The following is a 15,568-nucleotide window of genomic DNA, read 5'->3' on the forward strand; positions in this document are numbered from 1 at the left end:
TACAATGGCGAATCATCTGGTAATCGTAGAGTCACCTGCAAAAGTGAAGACCATAAAAAAGTTTTTGGGAAGTAATTATGAAGTAGACGCCTCCGGCGGTCATGTAAGAGACCTGCCAAAAAGCCAGTTAGGCTTTGATCCGGAACACGACTATGAGCCAAAATATATTACTATCAGGGGAAAGGGGGATGTACTTGCAAAACTGCGCAAGGAAGTAAAAAAGGCAGATAAGATTTATCTGGCAACGGACCCGGACCGTGAGGGAGAGGCAATCTCCTGGCATCTGATGAAGGCTTTGAAGCTGGATGAACTTAAAAATAAACAGGTATACCGCATCAGCTTTAACGAGATTACAAAAAATGCAGTAAAAGCATCCTTGAAGGCTCCGAGAGAGCTGGATATGAATCTGGTTAACGCACAGCAGACCAGACGTATGTTAGACCGTATGGTAGGCTATCGTATCAGTCCGCTTTTATGGGCAAAGGTTAAAAGAGGCTTAAGTGCAGGCCGTGTACAGTCGGTAGCCCTTCGTATGATATGTGATAGAGAAGATGGGATCAATGCATTTATCCCGGAAGAATACTGGAATCTGGATGCGATGTTAAATATAGCCGGAAGCAAAAAGCCATTGGATGCAAAGTATTATGGTCTGGCAAATGAAGAAGGCGTAAAGGGCAGCAGATCAGTGATACACAGCAAAGAGGAGCTAGATGTTGTTTTAAAGGATCTGGAAGGTGTCAGCTATGTGGCTGATGAGGTAAAAAAGGGCGAGCGTATTAAAAAAGCACCGATTCCATTTACCACCAGTACCTTACAGCAGGAAGCTTCCAAGGCATTAAACTTTTCTACTCAGAAAACCATGCGTATTGCACAGCAGCTGTATGAAGGTGTTGAAGTAAAAGGTCATGGAACTATTGGCCTGATCACTTATTTGCGTACGGATTCCACCCGTGTAGCAGATGAAGCAGATGCAGCAGCACGTTCTTTTGTAGAAGAACACTATGGTGAAAATTACGCAGCGGCAGGAGAAGCTTCTGCTAAGAATACAGGTAAGATCCAGGATGCTCATGAGGCTATCCGCCCTACAGATATCACATTGACACCTGTTATGGTAAAGGAATCTCTTCCAAGAGACCTTTTCCGTTTGTATCAGCTGATCTGGAAGCGTTTTACAGCCAGCCGTATGTCTCCGGCTGTTTATGAGACGACTTCTGTAAAGATCCGTGCAGGGAAACATATGTTTACAACTTCTGCATCCCGCCTTTCTTTTGATGGTTTCATGTCTGTTTATGTAGCTTCAGATGATGAAGAAGAAAAGAAACAGGTGATAGGAGCTATTGAAAGCGGAATGGAGTTAAAACTGGCAGAACTTCAGCCAAGCCAGCATTTTACACAGCCGCCGGCTCATTATACAGAAGCTTCTCTGGTAAAAGCAATGGAAGAACAGGGCATTGGCCGTCCAAGTACCTATGCGCCTACAATTACAACGATCATTGCCAGACGTTATGTTGCAAAGGAAAATAAAAATCTTTACGTAACAGAGCTGGGTGAAGTGGTAAACCGCATTATGAAGAAGTCATTCCCAAGTATTGTGGATTTAAGCTTTACTGCAAATATGGAGACCTTACTGGACCGTGTGGCAGATGGAACTGTAACATGGAAGACTATTATCCGGAACTTCTATCCGGATCTGGATGAAGCAGTAAACATTGCCCAGAAAGAATTAGAATCTGTTAAGATTGAAGATGAAGTAACAGATGAGATCTGTGAACAGTGCGGACGTCATATGGTAGTAAAATATGGTCCTCATGGAAAATTCCTTGCATGCCCTGGTTTCCCGGAATGTAAGAATACAAAACCATATTTGGAAAAAATAGGTGTGCCTTGCCCGAAATGCGGAAAAGAGGTAGTACGCAAGAAGACAAAGAAGGGCCGTTTATACTATGGCTGTGAGGCAAACCCTGACTGTGACTTCATGTCCTGGCAGAAGCCGTCTATATTAAAGTGTCCTAAATGTGGTTCTTATATGGTGGAAAAGGGAAATAAACTTCTCTGTGCAAATGAAACCTGCGGATATCGTATGGATAAACCGGCAGAAGAGCAGAAATAGCAAAAAAGCTATGAATATATGATTTTTTAAAGAGATATAGTGCCTGTACAGGAACATTCCCATGTGCAGGCACTTTTTTTGCCATTACATGTTCTTTTTTATTTTCGGAAAAACATGAAATCTTCAAAAAACTATTGTTATTGGACAAAAATTGTGTTAAAATTCAATTATTAGTAAAGTATATTTGTAGAGTATACAATTGAGATAAGGAGGGTTTCAGTCATGAGCGTTCAGTTGTTGGACAAAACAAGAAAAATCAACAAGCTATTGCATAACAATAATTCGCATAAAGTTGTTTTCAATGACATATGCAAAGTGTTAAGTGAAATTTTGTTATCCAATATTCTTGTTATCAGCAAAAAGGGCAAGGTGCTTGGTGTAAGTATCTGGCCTGGGGTGGATGAAATAGAAGAGCTGATCGAAGATCAGGTGGGCGGTTATGTAGATAAGATGTTGAATGAACGTCTGCTCAGTGTATTGTCCACAAAGGAAAATGTAAATTTGGCAACTCTTGGATTTGAAGAGGAGAATGTAAAGAAATATCAGGCTATCATTACTCCGATCGATATTGCTGGAGAGAGACTGGGAACATTATTTATTTATCGTTCAGACAGTCAGTATGATATTGATGATATTATTTTAAGTGAATATGGTACTACAGTTGTAGGACTGGAAATGATGCGTTCCGTAAATGAAGAGAATGCAGAAGAAACACGTAAGGTGCAGATCGTTAAATCTGCGATCAGTACACTTTCATTCTCTGAACTGGAAGCCATTATCCATATTTTTGAAGAACTGGATGGAAATGAAGGTATCCTGGTTGCAAGCAAGATTGCTGACCGTGTAGGTATTACCCGTTCCGTTATCGTCAATGCCCTGCGTAAATTTGAAAGCGCCGGTGTTATTGAGTCACGTTCTTCCGGTATGAAAGGTACCTATATCAAGGTTCTGAATGATGTGGTATTTGACGAATTAAAAGCCATAAAAGCCTCTAATTCCAACTTGAAATAACTGATTTCCTGCTTATATTGCAAAACTATGTTACAGTTCAGCCATGACAGCTTCTTGTTTCCATATTCATGAAAACAAGAAGCTTGGTGATTCCACCATATGCTGATTTGGATGAGAAAGTGCTTATGCAAGCAAGCTTGCAACACACTCCCTCATTCAAACCAGCGCATGGCTGAACCGTAACAAAACTATTGGACAGTCTGTAAAAAACACTTGCAGACTGTCATTTTTTATGTTATAGTCATAAAGTTGATAAAAAACACGTCTGTGGATTCCACGGAAAGGTGCCGGAAACGGTCTTCCGGGAAGCACGAGAAGCAGGCGGATGCGACTGGTTTAAGCTCAATAAACCGGTTAAAAACCAAACGGAGGTAAAGAATATGAGCGTTATTTCAATGAAGCAGTTACTGGAAGCTGGTGTACATTTCGGTCACCAGACAAGAAGATGGAACCCTAAGATGGCTCCATACATCTACACAGAGAGAAATGGCATCTATATCATTGACTTACAGAAGTCTGTAGGCAAAGTAGATGAGGCTTATAAGGCTGTATCTGACATCGCAGCTGAGGGCGGAAACATTCTGTTTGTAGGTACCAAGAAGCAGGCTCAGGAAGCTATTAAGACTGAAGCAGAGCGTTGCGGTATGTACTATGTAAATGAGAGATGGTTAGGCGGTATGCTGACCAACTTCAAGACCATCCAGGGCCGTATTGCAAGACTGAAAGAGATCGAGGTTATGTCTCAGGACGGTACTTTCGATGTTCTTCCTAAGAAGGAAGTTATCGAGTTAAAGAAAGAATGGGATAAGTTAGAGAAGAATCTGGGTGGTATCAAGGATATGAAGAAACTTCCAGATGCAATTTTCATCGTAGATCCTAAGAAAGAGCACATCTGCGTACAGGAAGCTCATACTCTGGGTATTCCGCTGATCGGTATTGTTGATACTAACTGTGATCCAGAAGAACTTGATTATGTGATCCCAGGTAACGATGATGCTATCAGAGCTGTTAAGCTGATCGTTTCCAAGATGGCTGACGCTGTTATTGAAGCAAAGCAGGGTGAAGTTTTAGAAGGCGCAATGGAGATCGAAGTTCCAGCTGATTTCGTAGCAGAGAACGCAGAAGCGTAATCAAAAAACTTTAAATTTAATATTTGGAGGATGACAAAATGGCAGTAACCGCAGCAATGGTAAAAGAGTTAAGAGAAACAACCGGTGCCGGAATGATGGACTGTAAGAAAGCTCTTGCAGCTACTGACGGCGATATGGAAAAGGCTGTAGAGTTCTTAAGAGAAAAAGGACTTGCAGGTGCAGCTAAGAAGGCTGGACGTATTGCAGCTGAAGGTATCGTTGATACTGCAATGTCCGCTGATGAAAAAACTGCTGTAGTAGTAGAAGTAAATGCTGAAACAGACTTCGTTGCTAAGAACGCTAAGTTCCAGACATATGTAGCAGATGTAGCTGCTCAGGCACTGGCTTCTTCAGCAGCTGATATGGACAGCTTTATGGCTGAAAAGTGGGCAAAAGATGAGACTCTGACTGTAAAAGAGGCTCTGTCTTCCCAGATCTCTATCATCGGTGAGAATATGAACATCCGTCGTTTTGAGAAAGTAACAGAAGAGAACGGTTTTGTTGCTTCCTATATCCATGCAGGCGGAAAGATCGGCGTTTTAGTAGATGTTGAAACTGACGTTATCAATGATGCTGTTAAGGAGATGGCTAGAAATGTAGCAATGCAGGCAGCTGCATTAAAGCCAACCTTCACAAATCGTGATGAAGTTAGCCCAGAATTCATCGAGCATGAGAAGGCAATCCTGATCGCTCAGATTCAGAACGATCCTAAGGAAGCTTCCAAGCCAGAGAAAGTTATCCAGGGCATGATCCAGGGACGTATCAACAAAGAATTAAAAGAATTCTGTCTGATGGATCAGGTTTATGTTAAGGCAGAAGATGGCAAGCAGAGTGTATCCCAGTATGTTGCTTCCGTAGCTAAGGCTAATAACGCAAACATCACAATCAAGAAGTTCGTTCGTTTCGAGACTGGCGAAGGTATGGAGAAAAAAGAAGAGAACTTTGCAGAAGAAGTTGCTAAGCAGATGGGTAAATAATCTGATAGTTGCATGAAACTTCTTTAAAAAATTGACATCATGGTATAGACTGATAATGAATGATATAAGTCCGGAAACTGCGCAGAAATGCGGTTTTCCGGGCTTTTTCTTTGTCTATTTAATGTTATATGTGTTATAGATTAAATATCACAAGTTAGTAGGGAATATTGCGGGTAAATATTTGAGGGCCTTCTACACAAAAAGTTGTGTATTTGAAAGTCTGGAAAGCCTTGATTTTCCTCGCTTTTTGTAAATGATAAAATAAGCCAGTTTCTTTTTATATTTATAATAGCAATGTTCGGACTATAGTTGACGTAGTAAGAGCCTGTGTTTTATACTAAACATAATATGTTATTTAAGAGAAGGGCTGATGACCGGATGACGATATATGAATATGGAAATCCAGAGGCAGAGGTTGTTTTGATCCAGCCAGTAGGTGATCATGATCTGCCTGAAATTGAAAATGAGGTTATGGAGATCGGAAAACTTGTAAACGAGGACTTTCAGTTTATCGCTGTAAAGGTCGATAGCTGGAATCAGGAGCTAACTCCATGGAAAGCGCCGGCTGTATTTGGAAACGAAAACTTTGGTGATGGTGCTTGGCAAACTCTGAAAGAGATCTTGAAGATCTGTACAGATAAAAACAAGATATATTATATTGGAGGTTATTCCCTTTCCGGGCTTTTTGCATTATGGGCATCGTGTCAAACGGATATATTTTATGGTGTGGCAGCAGCCTCTCCTTCTGTTTGGTTTCCTGGATTTGTTGAATACCTGAAAGAGCAGAAAATTAAAAGCAAATCTGTTTATCTCAGTCTTGGTGATAAGGAAGAAAAAACGAAGAGCCCAGTTATGTCAAATGTGGGAGACTGCCTTCGGAAATTATATGCATGGATGCAAACTGAAGAGATACAATGTGCTTTAGAATGGAATCAGGGTGGCCATTTTAAAGATCCGGTTTTGAGAATTGCAAAAGCATTTGCATGGGTTTTAAATACGAAAAATGGAAAAGGATGAAAGAGATAATCTATGAAATTAAAAAATATTTTAATCGTTGTAAAAGATATTGAAAAAGCAAAGCAGTTTTACCATGATCTATTTGGCCTTGATGTGGTTTTGAAGCAGGATGGGAATGTGATCTTAACGGAAGGTCTTGTACTTCAGGATGAAAAAATTTGGACCAGCTTTTTAGGAAAAAAGATAACATCAAAGCATAATTCGTCTGAGTTATATTTTGAGGAAAAGGATATAAAATCATTTATAGAAAAACTGGAACGTCTGTATCCGTCTATCCAGTATGCTAATAAGCTTATGACCTGCAGCTGGGGTCAACAGGTTGTTCGGTTTTATGATCTGGATGGTCACTTGATCGAAGTTGGAACACAGGTGTGAAGTATAGCAGTATAGTGAACATATTGTTCTCTATATAAATGATACAACAGCAGGATGAAGCTTTAAAATGCGGAGCAATGGACGATTATTTAAATAGAGGATTTCGATAGGATAAGGAAAAAGGAAAATGAATATTACAGTATATCTTGGAGCTTTAGAAGGGAATGATCCAATGCTGGCTGAGGCAGTCAGAGAATTAGGAATGTGGATTGGAAACAGTGGAAACACTCTGGTTTATGGAGGTTCAAAAACTGGATTAATGGGCATGCTTGCGGAAAGTACTCTGAGTTCTGGCGGGAATGTGATCGGAGTTGAACCGCAGTTTTTTATAGATAAAGAGTTTCAATATGATGGATTGACTGAATTGATCATTACAAAGGATATGTCAGAGCGCAAGAATAAAATGATTGAATTGGGAGATGCTTTCATTGCTTTTCCTGGGGGTACAGGTACATTAGAAGAAATCGCAGAAGTTATGTCAAAAATATCTTTGAAACAGTTGGATGCTCCGTGTATTCTTTATAATTTAAACGGCTATTACAATAGTTTGAAGGATCTGCTTGATCATATGATCTGTAAAGGACTATCTTCAAAAGAAAGACAAGCTGGAATTTATTTTGCGGATAATATAGAAGGGATTAAGCAGATTTTAAAGGACAACAGTGGTATATAAACAGGATAAAAGTGGAGGTAAAATAAAATGAGTAAGATTTTAGTTGTAATTGACATGCAGAATGATTTTATAACAGGAACGTTAGGCAGCAAAGAAGCCCAGGCGATTGTGCCAAATGTTAAGGCGAAAATCAAAGAATATGCAGATAGAGGTGACCGGATTATTTTTACCAGAGATACTCATGGGGAAAATTATCTGGAAACGCCAGAAGGAAAGAAATTGCCAGTAAAGCATTGCGTTAAAGGGACGGACGGCTGGCAGATTGTTCACGGACTGGAAATAGAAAATTGTGAATACATAGATAAGCCGACATTTGGCTGGCTGAACTGGGATGGATTTGCAGAGGATGATAAGATTGAACTGATCGGTGTATGCACAGATATCTGTGTTGTATCCAATGCTATTATTTTAAAAGCTAAATATCCAGAAACTGTCATATCTGTAGATGCTGATTGCTGTGCCGGTGTAACACCAGAAAAACACAAAGCTGCATTAGAAACAATGAAGAGCTGCCAGATTGATGTTTTTGAAGGGAAAATGTAAGAAAATACTTTGTTATAGTTGAGATTACAGTAGAAAAATACGATTGGATCAAAGGAGAGAAAATGAAAAATTACGTATACATGACCGATAAGGATAATGTGGTAACTATGATCCGCCATTTAAATGCCGGAGAAATGCTCAATGTAGATGGAGAAGAGATCAAAGCAAACCAGGACATCCCTGTATACCATAAAATCGCGATCAAAGAGATCAAAGCAGGAGAGACCGTGGTAAAATATGGTGAGAGTATAGGTACTGCCAGCTGTGATATCAAGGTCGGCGACTGGGTTCATACCCAGAACTTAGAATCAGGCAGAGGTCGCGGTGACCGTTAGAAGAAAGGGAAATATAATTATGAAATTAATGGGATACAAAAGAGAAAATGGAACTTTTGGGATAAGAAATCATCTGTTGATTTTGCCAACATCTGTCTGTTCCAGCGAGACAGCACAGAGAATTGCTGAATTAGTGCCTGGGGCTGTTGCAGTTCCTCATCAGCACGGTTGCTGTCAGGTGGGTGCAGATTACCTTCAGACTGTAAATACTCTGGTTGGCTTTGGAAAAAATCCCAATGTAGGAGCAGTGCTGGTTGTCAGTCTAGGCTGTGAAGGCATTCAGCCGGATGTGGTAGCGGATCAGATCCGTGAGAGTAAAAAGCCTGTTGAAACTGTTATTATCCAGGAGTGCGGCGGTACACTGGGATGTATTGCAAAAGGCGCTGAAATTGCAGCTAAAATGGCCAGAGAACTTTCTGTTCAAAACAAGGTAGAATTTGATATCGGTGAACTTGTTTTAGGTCTGGAGTGCGGAGGCAGCGATCCAACCAGTGGTATTGCAGGTAATCCCTCTGTAGGAGCAGCTTCCGATAAGCTGATCGAACTGGGAGGTACAAGTATCCTTAGCGAAACCACAGAACTTATAGGAGCAGAACATCTGGTAGCAGCCCGTTGTGTAACAAAAGAAATGGGTGATAAACTTACAGCTATGGTCAAGCGCATTGAAGATAAGTCAAAGCTTTATGGAGTGGACCTTCGGGGTACACAGCCTACACCGGGCAATATTGCAGGCGGACTTACAACTATAGAAGAAAAATCTCTTGGGTGCATTCACAAAGCAGGGCAGAGTCCTGTGATCGGCGTTTTAGAGTACTCAGAAAGTATTGATCCGAAGAAGCACGGCCTTTATTTCATGGATACACCAGGTGAAGATATTGATTCTATTACAGGCATGGTTGCAGGTGGAGCTCAGATCATTCTTTTTACCACAGGACGGGGAACTCCTACCGGCAGTCCTGTTGCGCCAGTGATCAAAGTTACAGGAAATCCTGAAACCTATGAAAAAATGATGGATAATATTGATATAAATGCTGGTAGGATCATCACAGAAGGAAAGACCCCACAGGATATAGGTGAGGAGATCTTTGATAAAATGGTGGCTGTGGCAAATGGTGAACTGACTAAGGCAGAGGTTCTTGGACACAAGGAATTTGGAATATACCGTATAGGAGATACATTCTAAAAATAGGATTTTAAAGGTTCCAGGGTTATGTTGTAATAACTGAGCTTCAGCTGACGCAGGAGAAAAATCAGCCGCAAAAGCAGGTGCATGAAAGACTCTGAGAGAACATGGAAAAGAAATGGAGACACATGATATGTTAGAAGCAGGTACAAAAGCACCAGATTTTGAGTTACCGGATCAGAATGGAAATGTACATAAATTAAGCGATTATGCAGGTAAAAAAGTGATTTTATATTTTTATCCAAAAGATAATACACCAGGCTGCACCAAACAGGCATGTGGCTTTTCAGAGAGATATCCTCAGTTTACAGAAAAAGGTGCAGTTATTCTTGGAGTAAGCAAAGATTCTGTAGCATCCCACAAGAAATTTGAAGAAAAATATGGGCTTGCATTTACCTTATTGGCAGATCCACAGCGTAAGGTGATCGAAGCCTATGATGTGTGGAAAGAAAAGAAGAATTATGGCAAGGTTTCCATGGGAGTTGTGAGAACTACCTATCTTATTGATGAACAGGGGATCATTGTAAAAGCAAATGACAAGGTTAAAGCAGCAGATGATCCTGAAAATATGCTTAAGGAACTGAACGGATGAAGATCATATTATCACCTGCAAAAAAGATGAATGTGGATACAGACAGTATTGAGTCAGCAGGATTCCCTGTTTTTATAGAGGAGACAAAGGAAATACTGAACTGTCTGAAGAAGAAGTCCAGAGAAGAACTGAAGGCGATCTGGAAATGTAATGACAAGATCGCAGAGCAGAATTTTGAAAGGTTAGAGAATATGGACCTTTATAGCAGGCTGACTCCGGCGATCATGGCTTATGAAGGGATTGCCTTTCAGTATATGGCTCCGGCAGTATTTGAAACCAGGCAGTTAGAATATGTGCAAAGCCACTTGAGGATACTGTCTGCATTTTATGGTGCCTTAAAGCCAATGGATGGAGTAACACCGTATCGTCTTGAAATGCAGGCAAAAGTTGCTATAGGGGATACAAAAAACTTATACGATTTCTGGGGTAGCAGGTTATATCATGAGGTAAGAGATGACAGTGGGATCATAATTAACCTGGCATCAAAAGAGTACTCAAAATGTATAGAAAAATATCTGTCTCCTGAGGATCGGTATATTACGATCACATTTTGCGAATCATCTGGGGGCAGATTGGTAACGAAGGGTACCTATGCAAAAATGGCCCGGGGCGAAATGGTTAGATATATGGCAGAAAAACTGATGGAAGATCCTTTAGATATAAAGAAATTTGACCGTTTGGGCTATGGATTCAGAGAGGATCTGTCATCAGAGTTGGAGTATGTTTTTGAACGAAAATAGAATAAAGATCTTGTAATATATGAAAATAGGTCACAAAGGCAAATGCAGGCAAGACTCCAAGAGGACATAAATATGATGTTGGGGTCCAAATGTATTTTGCCCCTCTGATAATGAAAGCAGGTAAAAATGCAGGACTATATTTTAGAAGTGTGTGTGGACAGCGTAGAATCGGCGCTGGAGGCAAAGCGGGGCGGTGCAACACGACTGGAATTATGTGCAAACCTTGTGATAGGCGGGACAACACCGGGATATACTTTATTTGAACAGGTAAAAAAAGAAACGGGTCTTCCTGTCAGAGTGTTGATACGTCCAAGATTTGGTGATTTCTTATATACACATTATGAGTACCAGCAGATGCTTGCTGATATCCGCCATTTTTCCCAGGCAGGCGCTGATGGTGTAGTGATCGGAAGCCTGAATACAGATGGTACACTTAATGAAGCGCAAATAGGCGGAATGGTTAAGGCAGCGGGAAATATCGGTATTACATTACATCGTGCTTTTGACGTTTGCGCAGACCCGATTGCAGCGCTGGAAAAAGCAGCAGGAATGGGTGTGGATACGATTTTGACATCGGGTCAGGAAGCAGACTGTCTTTTGGGAAGCAAACTTATCAGGCATCTGATTCAGGTATCTGCAGACATGCTTAAAATGGAAAATATCAGCGGTAAACCAACTATATTGGTGGGCGGTGGAGTGAAATCGTCTAATATCGCAGAAATTGCCAAGGCAACAGGAGCCTATGCTTTTCATTTGTCCGGTAAAAAGCTGTGTTCCAGTGGTATGCAATATCGGAATGAACGGGTGCATATGGGACTTGAAGGGATAAGTGAATTTGAAATCTATCGTACCGATGAAGAAGAAATTTACCGAACTGTGGAAATTTTACAGTCGCTTTAGCAAAATGATAAAATTTTTGGAACCAGAATAGGTAAAAGGGAATCAGCATTTTTGAATGTTAACCAATGTGAAATAATGGTTGACATTTAAAAGCAGCTTTGTTATACTCAAATCGTTTTCGGAGACAATTGATATAACACTTTACTACAAACAGAATATTTGTATAAAACATCATTTACAGACAGAAAGGAAGCTTATAACTGCTATGGATCACACAAAAAGGCTTCTGGGACTGGAAAAGACACTTTCAGGGCTTGCAGGATATGAAGGCTGGATGATCGCAAAGTGTAGGTTTCGTTTTGATGAAAAGAAAAGGAACCATGCCGGTGAGACAGTGGATTTTAATCAGTTAGAGGATGAAAGTTTTGCTTATCAGATGCAGGTTTTAAAAAGTGATGCAAGACTGGTACAGGTTTGTATTACAGAGGAGAGCAGAGGAAAAGAGGAGGACAGCTTAAATGTCACCCTTATTAATCCTGGATGCTTTTCCGGTGAGAAAGGATCAGAGAGAATAGGTGTTCAATCAAGGCCCTGTCATTCCACATCATCCTTAACAGTAACAGAAAATGAGATCCAGTCATATTTACAGGCGGTAAATGACACAAACCCTATTCACCAGGGAAAGAGTGCCATTGTTCCAGGCTTTCTTATGGTAAACAAGATGTTTGAAATGTTTCAGATCTTTACAACAGGTTCTTTTCAGGTGGATGTCCGTTTCCTTACACCCTTACAGGTGGGAGAAGAAACAGAGGTCACTGTGAAAACGGAAGATAGTAAGAAGACCATTTTATTTAAAATTTCTGAAAGGACCATTTTAAAGGCAGTTGTAACGGAGATCTGAAGTGATCCACCATAGCCATATATTCTGCGTGATAAAAGAAAGGACGAAAATGATATGAGTCAGACAGCAACAAAATCTATTAACAACGTAAAAGCACACAGCATATGGAATATACGGAGCCTTACTATCATGGCATTGATGACAGCGCTTCTGATCGTATCCACTTATATAAAGATCCCGCTGCCATTTTCCAGTGCCAGCATTACAGCTCAGACTTTAATGGTAAACCTGATCGGACTTCTGCTTTCCCCCTTACAGACACTGGCGGTTATGGTAACCTGGATCCTGTTAAGTGTTGTTGGGATTGGTGGTTCTTTAGGAAAACTTTTAGGACCGGCAGGCGGATATCGTTATGGCAATCTGGTAGCAGCTGTTATGATCTCCATGTTCTGCTGTAAAGTTAAGAAAGTAAGATGGCAGACAGCATTTATCATTATTGTAGGAATCCCGGTGATCTATTTGTTTGGCGCAGTCCAGATGAAATACGTGACCAACCAGCCATGGGGTGCTATTATGATCCAGGCTGTGCTTCCGTTTATTCCATTGGATATAGTAAAATGCTTTGCTGCAGCAGGAATCGCAAAACCTCTGCGCAGATTGTTCCCGGCAGATTAAGTATATAACAAAAAAAGGTATAAGCTATGGATAATGTATGGATCTTAGGTGGTCTGAGAAGTTTTATTGGTGTGAAAGACGGCATGTACCGTAAAATCCCAGCGGAAATTTTAGGTGCCCAGGTTCTAAAAGAAATAAAAAACAGATTTGCTTTAAAAGACAATGAGATCGATTACATAATAGGTGGAAATGCTGTGGCGGGAGGTGGAAACATCACCCGCCTTACGGCGCTTACAGCAGGTTTAAGTGAAGAGATACCTGCTGTTACTTTAGATCTCCAGTGTGGATCTTCTCTGGAAAGCATTGCAACGGCAGCTGCGAAGATCGAAAGCGGTCTGGCAGATCTGGTGATCGCAGGCGGTTTTGAAAGTTCTTCTACACAGCCTTTTCGTATGTGGAATCCTAACCACCCGGACTATCAGGAAGGAAAATGCTATACAGTGGCAAAATTCATTCCTGAACTTCAGGGAGAGCAGGTAATGCTGGAAGGAGCAGAAAAGACAGCTCTTACAGAAAATGTCACTAAGGCAGAAATGGATCCATGGGTGCTGTTAAGCCATAAAAGAGCAGCACAGGCTGCAAAAGGAGGTATTTTGTCAGATATACAGCTTTCCATTGAAGGCAGCAGGAAAGATGAGGGAATAAGACCTTCTATGAGCCAGCGATTATTAGACCGCCTTCCATACATATTGCCAGGGGGAAAAGTGATCACAGCAGCCAATGCCTGTCTGATGCATGACGGGGCGGCTTTTGTAGTCCTTTGTTCTGAAAAATACAGAAAAGCCCATAAACTGTCACCTCAGGCAGCATTTCGCTTTGGTACATCCATTGGCAGCGACCCTTTTATGAGCCCTAAAACAGCGGTTCTGGCGATCAGAAAGCTGTTTAAGCAGACTGGACTTTCCATAGATGAAATTGACAGCCTGGAAGTTAATGAAGCCTTTGCTGTGATCGATGTACTTTTAGAGCGGGAATTTCCGGGGATCAGAGACCGGTTAAATCCTTTAGGTGGAGCTCTTGCCTACGGACATCCTTACGGTGCTTCCGGAGCCATTATCCTTCTGCATCTTTTAAAAAATCTGCAGGTAAATAAGGGGAGATTTGGCATCTGCGGCGTAGCAGCAGCAGGGGGGATCGGAACCTCCCTTCTGGTAGAAAGAGTAAAGGCATAGAGAGCAAAGACATAGAAAGTACATTGAGTATGTTGGAGATACAGAATTTATGGGAAAGATAAGCAACTATCTGGAAATGATAGAAGATATAAAAAACAAAACACCGGAAAAAGAAGCATTTTGTACAGGAAACAGTTCTCTTACATACAGGGAACTGTTTCTTCTGGTTAAGGAAAAACAGAAAAAGTGGAAAACGGCGGCTAAAAAGGAATTGTATTTCATCCAGAAGGAGCAGGCATTAGACCAATTGACAGAGTTTCTGACCTGTCAGGGAATGGGCTATGTGCCGGTAATTCTTCCAAAGGATATGGAAGAAGATAAAAAAACTGCACTGATACAAAAATTCTGTGCAGAAACCAAAGTGCCGGAAGAAGCCTGTATGGCAGTTATGACCTCAGGGACCTCCGGTGAGAATAAACTGCTTTTCAGAACCTTTGAAAGCTGGTATGACTATTTTCCCATTCAGAATGAGATTTTCCATATAACGCCGGAAAGTCGTCTGTTTATGCAGGGAAGCCTGGCTTTTACCGGAAATATGAACCTGTATATGGCCCAGCTGTCTGCAGGTGCCACCATACTTTCAGAAGATCGTTTTGATCCAAGATTGTGGATAAAAGACATAGAGCAGTGGCAGGCAGATGGCATTTACCTGATCCCTGCAAAACTTCATGCCCTGTATCAGGCATTAAAACACGAAGACCATGATCCGGTAGAAAAAATCCAGACCATTTTAAGCGGCTCCCAGAGTCTTGGAAAGAAAGACGCTATGAAGCTTAAAACATTTTTCCCAAAAGCAGAGATCACTCTTTATTACGGAGCCAGTGAGTTAAGCTATGTTACTTATATACGGGATCAGGAGATGAATGAGGATAAGACCCGGATCGGCCGTCCTTTTCCAAAAGTAGGCGTATGTCTTAATGCTGGCAGATTGCTGGTAAATACAGCTTTTGGAGTGATCGGGACAGGAAAAGAGGCAAGTGCAGGGGACTACGCCCATAAGGATCCAGATGGATATTTCTGTTTTGACGGGAGAAAAGATGATATCTGTAATATCAATGGCAGGAAAATATCCGCAGTCCGTGTAGAACAGGCTGTTTTGAATTTGGGAATAGCAGAACAGGCGGCTGTAAAACCCATAGAGAAAAATGGAAGGGATTATCTGGCTGCATGGATCATTCCAAGAGAAAAAAATTTATCAGTAGGATCGCAGGAAATCCGCCGGTTGTTAAAAAATACTTTATCAGAAGAAGAAATCCCCAGGTATGTCTTTTTTCTGGATGCTTTTCCGGTAAATGAAAGCGGGAAGATATTAAAAAGGGATCTGCGTCCGGTAAATTTTGAACGCTGATCCGCT

17 protein-coding genes are annotated in these 15,568 nt (G+C 41.1%); all 17 read left to right on the plus strand.

Translation table 11 applies throughout. The features are described from left to right. Window positions 1–4 precede the first annotated feature (4 nt). Entirely contained in the window at window positions 5–2,110 is a 2,106-nt protein-coding gene (gene topA / locus OGM16_14275) for a type I DNA topoisomerase (protein UYJ45956.1), read from the plus strand. Between the two features lie 222 nt (window positions 2,111–2,332). Then, window positions 2,333–3,121 (plus strand): GTP-sensing pleiotropic transcriptional regulator CodY, encoded by a 789-nt coding sequence (gene codY / locus OGM16_14280; protein ID UYJ45957.1) that lies wholly within the window; start codon window positions 2,333–2,335, stop codon window positions 3,119–3,121. 380 nt (window positions 3,122–3,501) lie between these two features. Continuing rightward, entirely contained in the window at window positions 3,502–4,251 is a 750-nt protein-coding gene (rpsB, locus tag OGM16_14285) for a 30S ribosomal protein S2 (GenBank protein ID UYJ45958.1), read from the plus strand. A gap of 38 nt (window positions 4,252–4,289) precedes the next feature. Next, window positions 4,290–5,228 (plus strand): translation elongation factor Ts, encoded by a 939-nt coding sequence (gene tsf, locus OGM16_14290; protein UYJ45959.1) that lies wholly within the window; start codon window positions 4,290–4,292, stop codon window positions 5,226–5,228. Window positions 5,229–5,606: 378 nt separating this feature from the next. Next, the gene (locus OGM16_14295; protein ID UYJ45960.1) at window positions 5,607–6,245 is read left to right on the plus strand and encodes an esterase; all 639 of its coding nucleotides are present in this window, start codon (window positions 5,607–5,609) and stop codon (window positions 6,243–6,245) included. 12 nt (window positions 6,246–6,257) lie between these two features. Then, window positions 6,258–6,620 carry a VOC family protein gene (locus OGM16_14300; protein UYJ45961.1) on the plus strand — a complete coding sequence of 121 codons (363 nt, stop codon included), beginning with the start codon at window positions 6,258–6,260 and terminating at the stop codon, window positions 6,618–6,620. Between the two features lie 127 nt (window positions 6,621–6,747). Then, window positions 6,748–7,293: a TIGR00730 family Rossman fold protein gene (locus OGM16_14305; GenBank protein UYJ45962.1), complete on the plus strand. Its 546-nt coding sequence runs from the start codon at window positions 6,748–6,750 to the stop codon at window positions 7,291–7,293. Window positions 7,294–7,320: 27 nt separating this feature from the next. After that, entirely contained in the window at window positions 7,321–7,836 is a 516-nt protein-coding gene (locus OGM16_14310; GenBank protein ID UYJ45963.1) for a cysteine hydrolase, read from the plus strand. 62 nt (window positions 7,837–7,898) lie between these two features. Beyond that, window positions 7,899–8,171, plus strand: coding sequence for a UxaA family hydrolase (locus OGM16_14315; GenBank protein ID UYJ45964.1), 273 nt, complete (start codon window positions 7,899–7,901; stop codon window positions 8,169–8,171). Between the two features lie 19 nt (window positions 8,172–8,190). Continuing rightward, window positions 8,191–9,354 carry a UxaA family hydrolase gene (locus OGM16_14320; protein ID UYJ45965.1) on the plus strand — a complete coding sequence of 388 codons (1,164 nt, stop codon included), beginning with the start codon at window positions 8,191–8,193 and terminating at the stop codon, window positions 9,352–9,354. A gap of 133 nt (window positions 9,355–9,487) precedes the next feature. Next, window positions 9,488–9,946, plus strand: coding sequence for a thioredoxin-dependent thiol peroxidase (bcp, locus tag OGM16_14325; GenBank protein ID UYJ45966.1), 459 nt, complete (start codon window positions 9,488–9,490; stop codon window positions 9,944–9,946). Continuing rightward, window positions 9,943–10,686, plus strand: a complete 744-nt coding sequence (gene yaaA, locus OGM16_14330; protein UYJ45967.1) for a peroxide stress protein YaaA — start codon at window positions 9,943–9,945, stop codon at window positions 10,684–10,686. The genes bcp and yaaA overlap by 4 nt, the downstream gene beginning before the upstream one ends. A gap of 126 nt (window positions 10,687–10,812) precedes the next feature. After that, on the plus strand, window positions 10,813–11,586 hold the full coding sequence (locus OGM16_14335; GenBank protein ID UYJ45968.1) for a copper homeostasis protein CutC: 774 nt from the start codon (window positions 10,813–10,815) through the stop codon (window positions 11,584–11,586). 205 nt (window positions 11,587–11,791) lie between these two features. After that, entirely contained in the window at window positions 11,792–12,427 is a 636-nt protein-coding gene (locus OGM16_14340; protein UYJ45969.1) for a hypothetical protein, read from the plus strand. Between the two features lie 54 nt (window positions 12,428–12,481). Further along, window positions 12,482–13,042: a biotin transporter BioY gene (locus OGM16_14345; GenBank protein UYJ45970.1), complete on the plus strand. Its 561-nt coding sequence runs from the start codon at window positions 12,482–12,484 to the stop codon at window positions 13,040–13,042. Window positions 13,043–13,068: 26 nt separating this feature from the next. Beyond that, window positions 13,069–14,214 (plus strand): thiolase family protein, encoded by a 1,146-nt coding sequence (locus OGM16_14350; GenBank protein UYJ45971.1) that lies wholly within the window; start codon window positions 13,069–13,071, stop codon window positions 14,212–14,214. 49 nt (window positions 14,215–14,263) lie between these two features. Beyond that, complete coding sequence (locus OGM16_14355) at window positions 14,264–15,562, plus strand: AMP-binding protein (protein UYJ45972.1); 1,299 nt, start codon at window positions 14,264–14,266, stop codon at window positions 15,560–15,562. Window positions 15,563–15,568 lie beyond the last annotated feature (6 nt).

It is taken from the genome of Lachnospiraceae bacterium, from assembly GCA_025758065.1.
Classification (GTDB): Bacteria; Bacillota; Clostridia; order Lachnospirales; family Lachnospiraceae; genus Enterocloster.

Coding starts and splice junctions, on each gene's coding strand:
- topA (UYJ45956.1), top strand. CDS start 5: ATGGCGAATCATCTGGTAATCGTAGAGTCACCTGCAAAAGTGAAGACC.
- codY (UYJ45957.1), top strand. CDS start 2,333: ATGAGCGTTCAGTTGTTGGACAAAACAAGAAAAATCAACAAGCTATTG.
- rpsB (UYJ45958.1), top strand. CDS start 3,502: ATGAGCGTTATTTCAATGAAGCAGTTACTGGAAGCTGGTGTACATTTC.
- tsf (UYJ45959.1), top strand. CDS start 4,290: ATGGCAGTAACCGCAGCAATGGTAAAAGAGTTAAGAGAAACAACCGGT.
- OGM16_14295 (UYJ45960.1), top strand. CDS start 5,607: ATGACGATATATGAATATGGAAATCCAGAGGCAGAGGTTGTTTTGATC.
- OGM16_14300 (UYJ45961.1), top strand. CDS start 6,258: ATGAAATTAAAAAATATTTTAATCGTTGTAAAAGATATTGAAAAAGCA.
- OGM16_14305 (UYJ45962.1), top strand. CDS start 6,748: ATGAATATTACAGTATATCTTGGAGCTTTAGAAGGGAATGATCCAATG.
- OGM16_14310 (UYJ45963.1), top strand. CDS start 7,321: ATGAGTAAGATTTTAGTTGTAATTGACATGCAGAATGATTTTATAACA.
- OGM16_14315 (UYJ45964.1), top strand. CDS start 7,899: ATGAAAAATTACGTATACATGACCGATAAGGATAATGTGGTAACTATG.
- OGM16_14320 (UYJ45965.1), top strand. CDS start 8,191: ATGAAATTAATGGGATACAAAAGAGAAAATGGAACTTTTGGGATAAGA.
- bcp (UYJ45966.1), top strand. CDS start 9,488: ATGTTAGAAGCAGGTACAAAAGCACCAGATTTTGAGTTACCGGATCAG.
- yaaA (UYJ45967.1), top strand. CDS start 9,943: ATGAAGATCATATTATCACCTGCAAAAAAGATGAATGTGGATACAGAC.
- OGM16_14335 (UYJ45968.1), top strand. CDS start 10,813: ATGCAGGACTATATTTTAGAAGTGTGTGTGGACAGCGTAGAATCGGCG.
- OGM16_14340 (UYJ45969.1), top strand. CDS start 11,792: ATGGATCACACAAAAAGGCTTCTGGGACTGGAAAAGACACTTTCAGGG.
- OGM16_14345 (UYJ45970.1), top strand. CDS start 12,482: ATGAGTCAGACAGCAACAAAATCTATTAACAACGTAAAAGCACACAGC.
- OGM16_14350 (UYJ45971.1), top strand. CDS start 13,069: ATGGATAATGTATGGATCTTAGGTGGTCTGAGAAGTTTTATTGGTGTG.
- OGM16_14355 (UYJ45972.1), top strand. CDS start 14,264: ATGGGAAAGATAAGCAACTATCTGGAAATGATAGAAGATATAAAAAAC.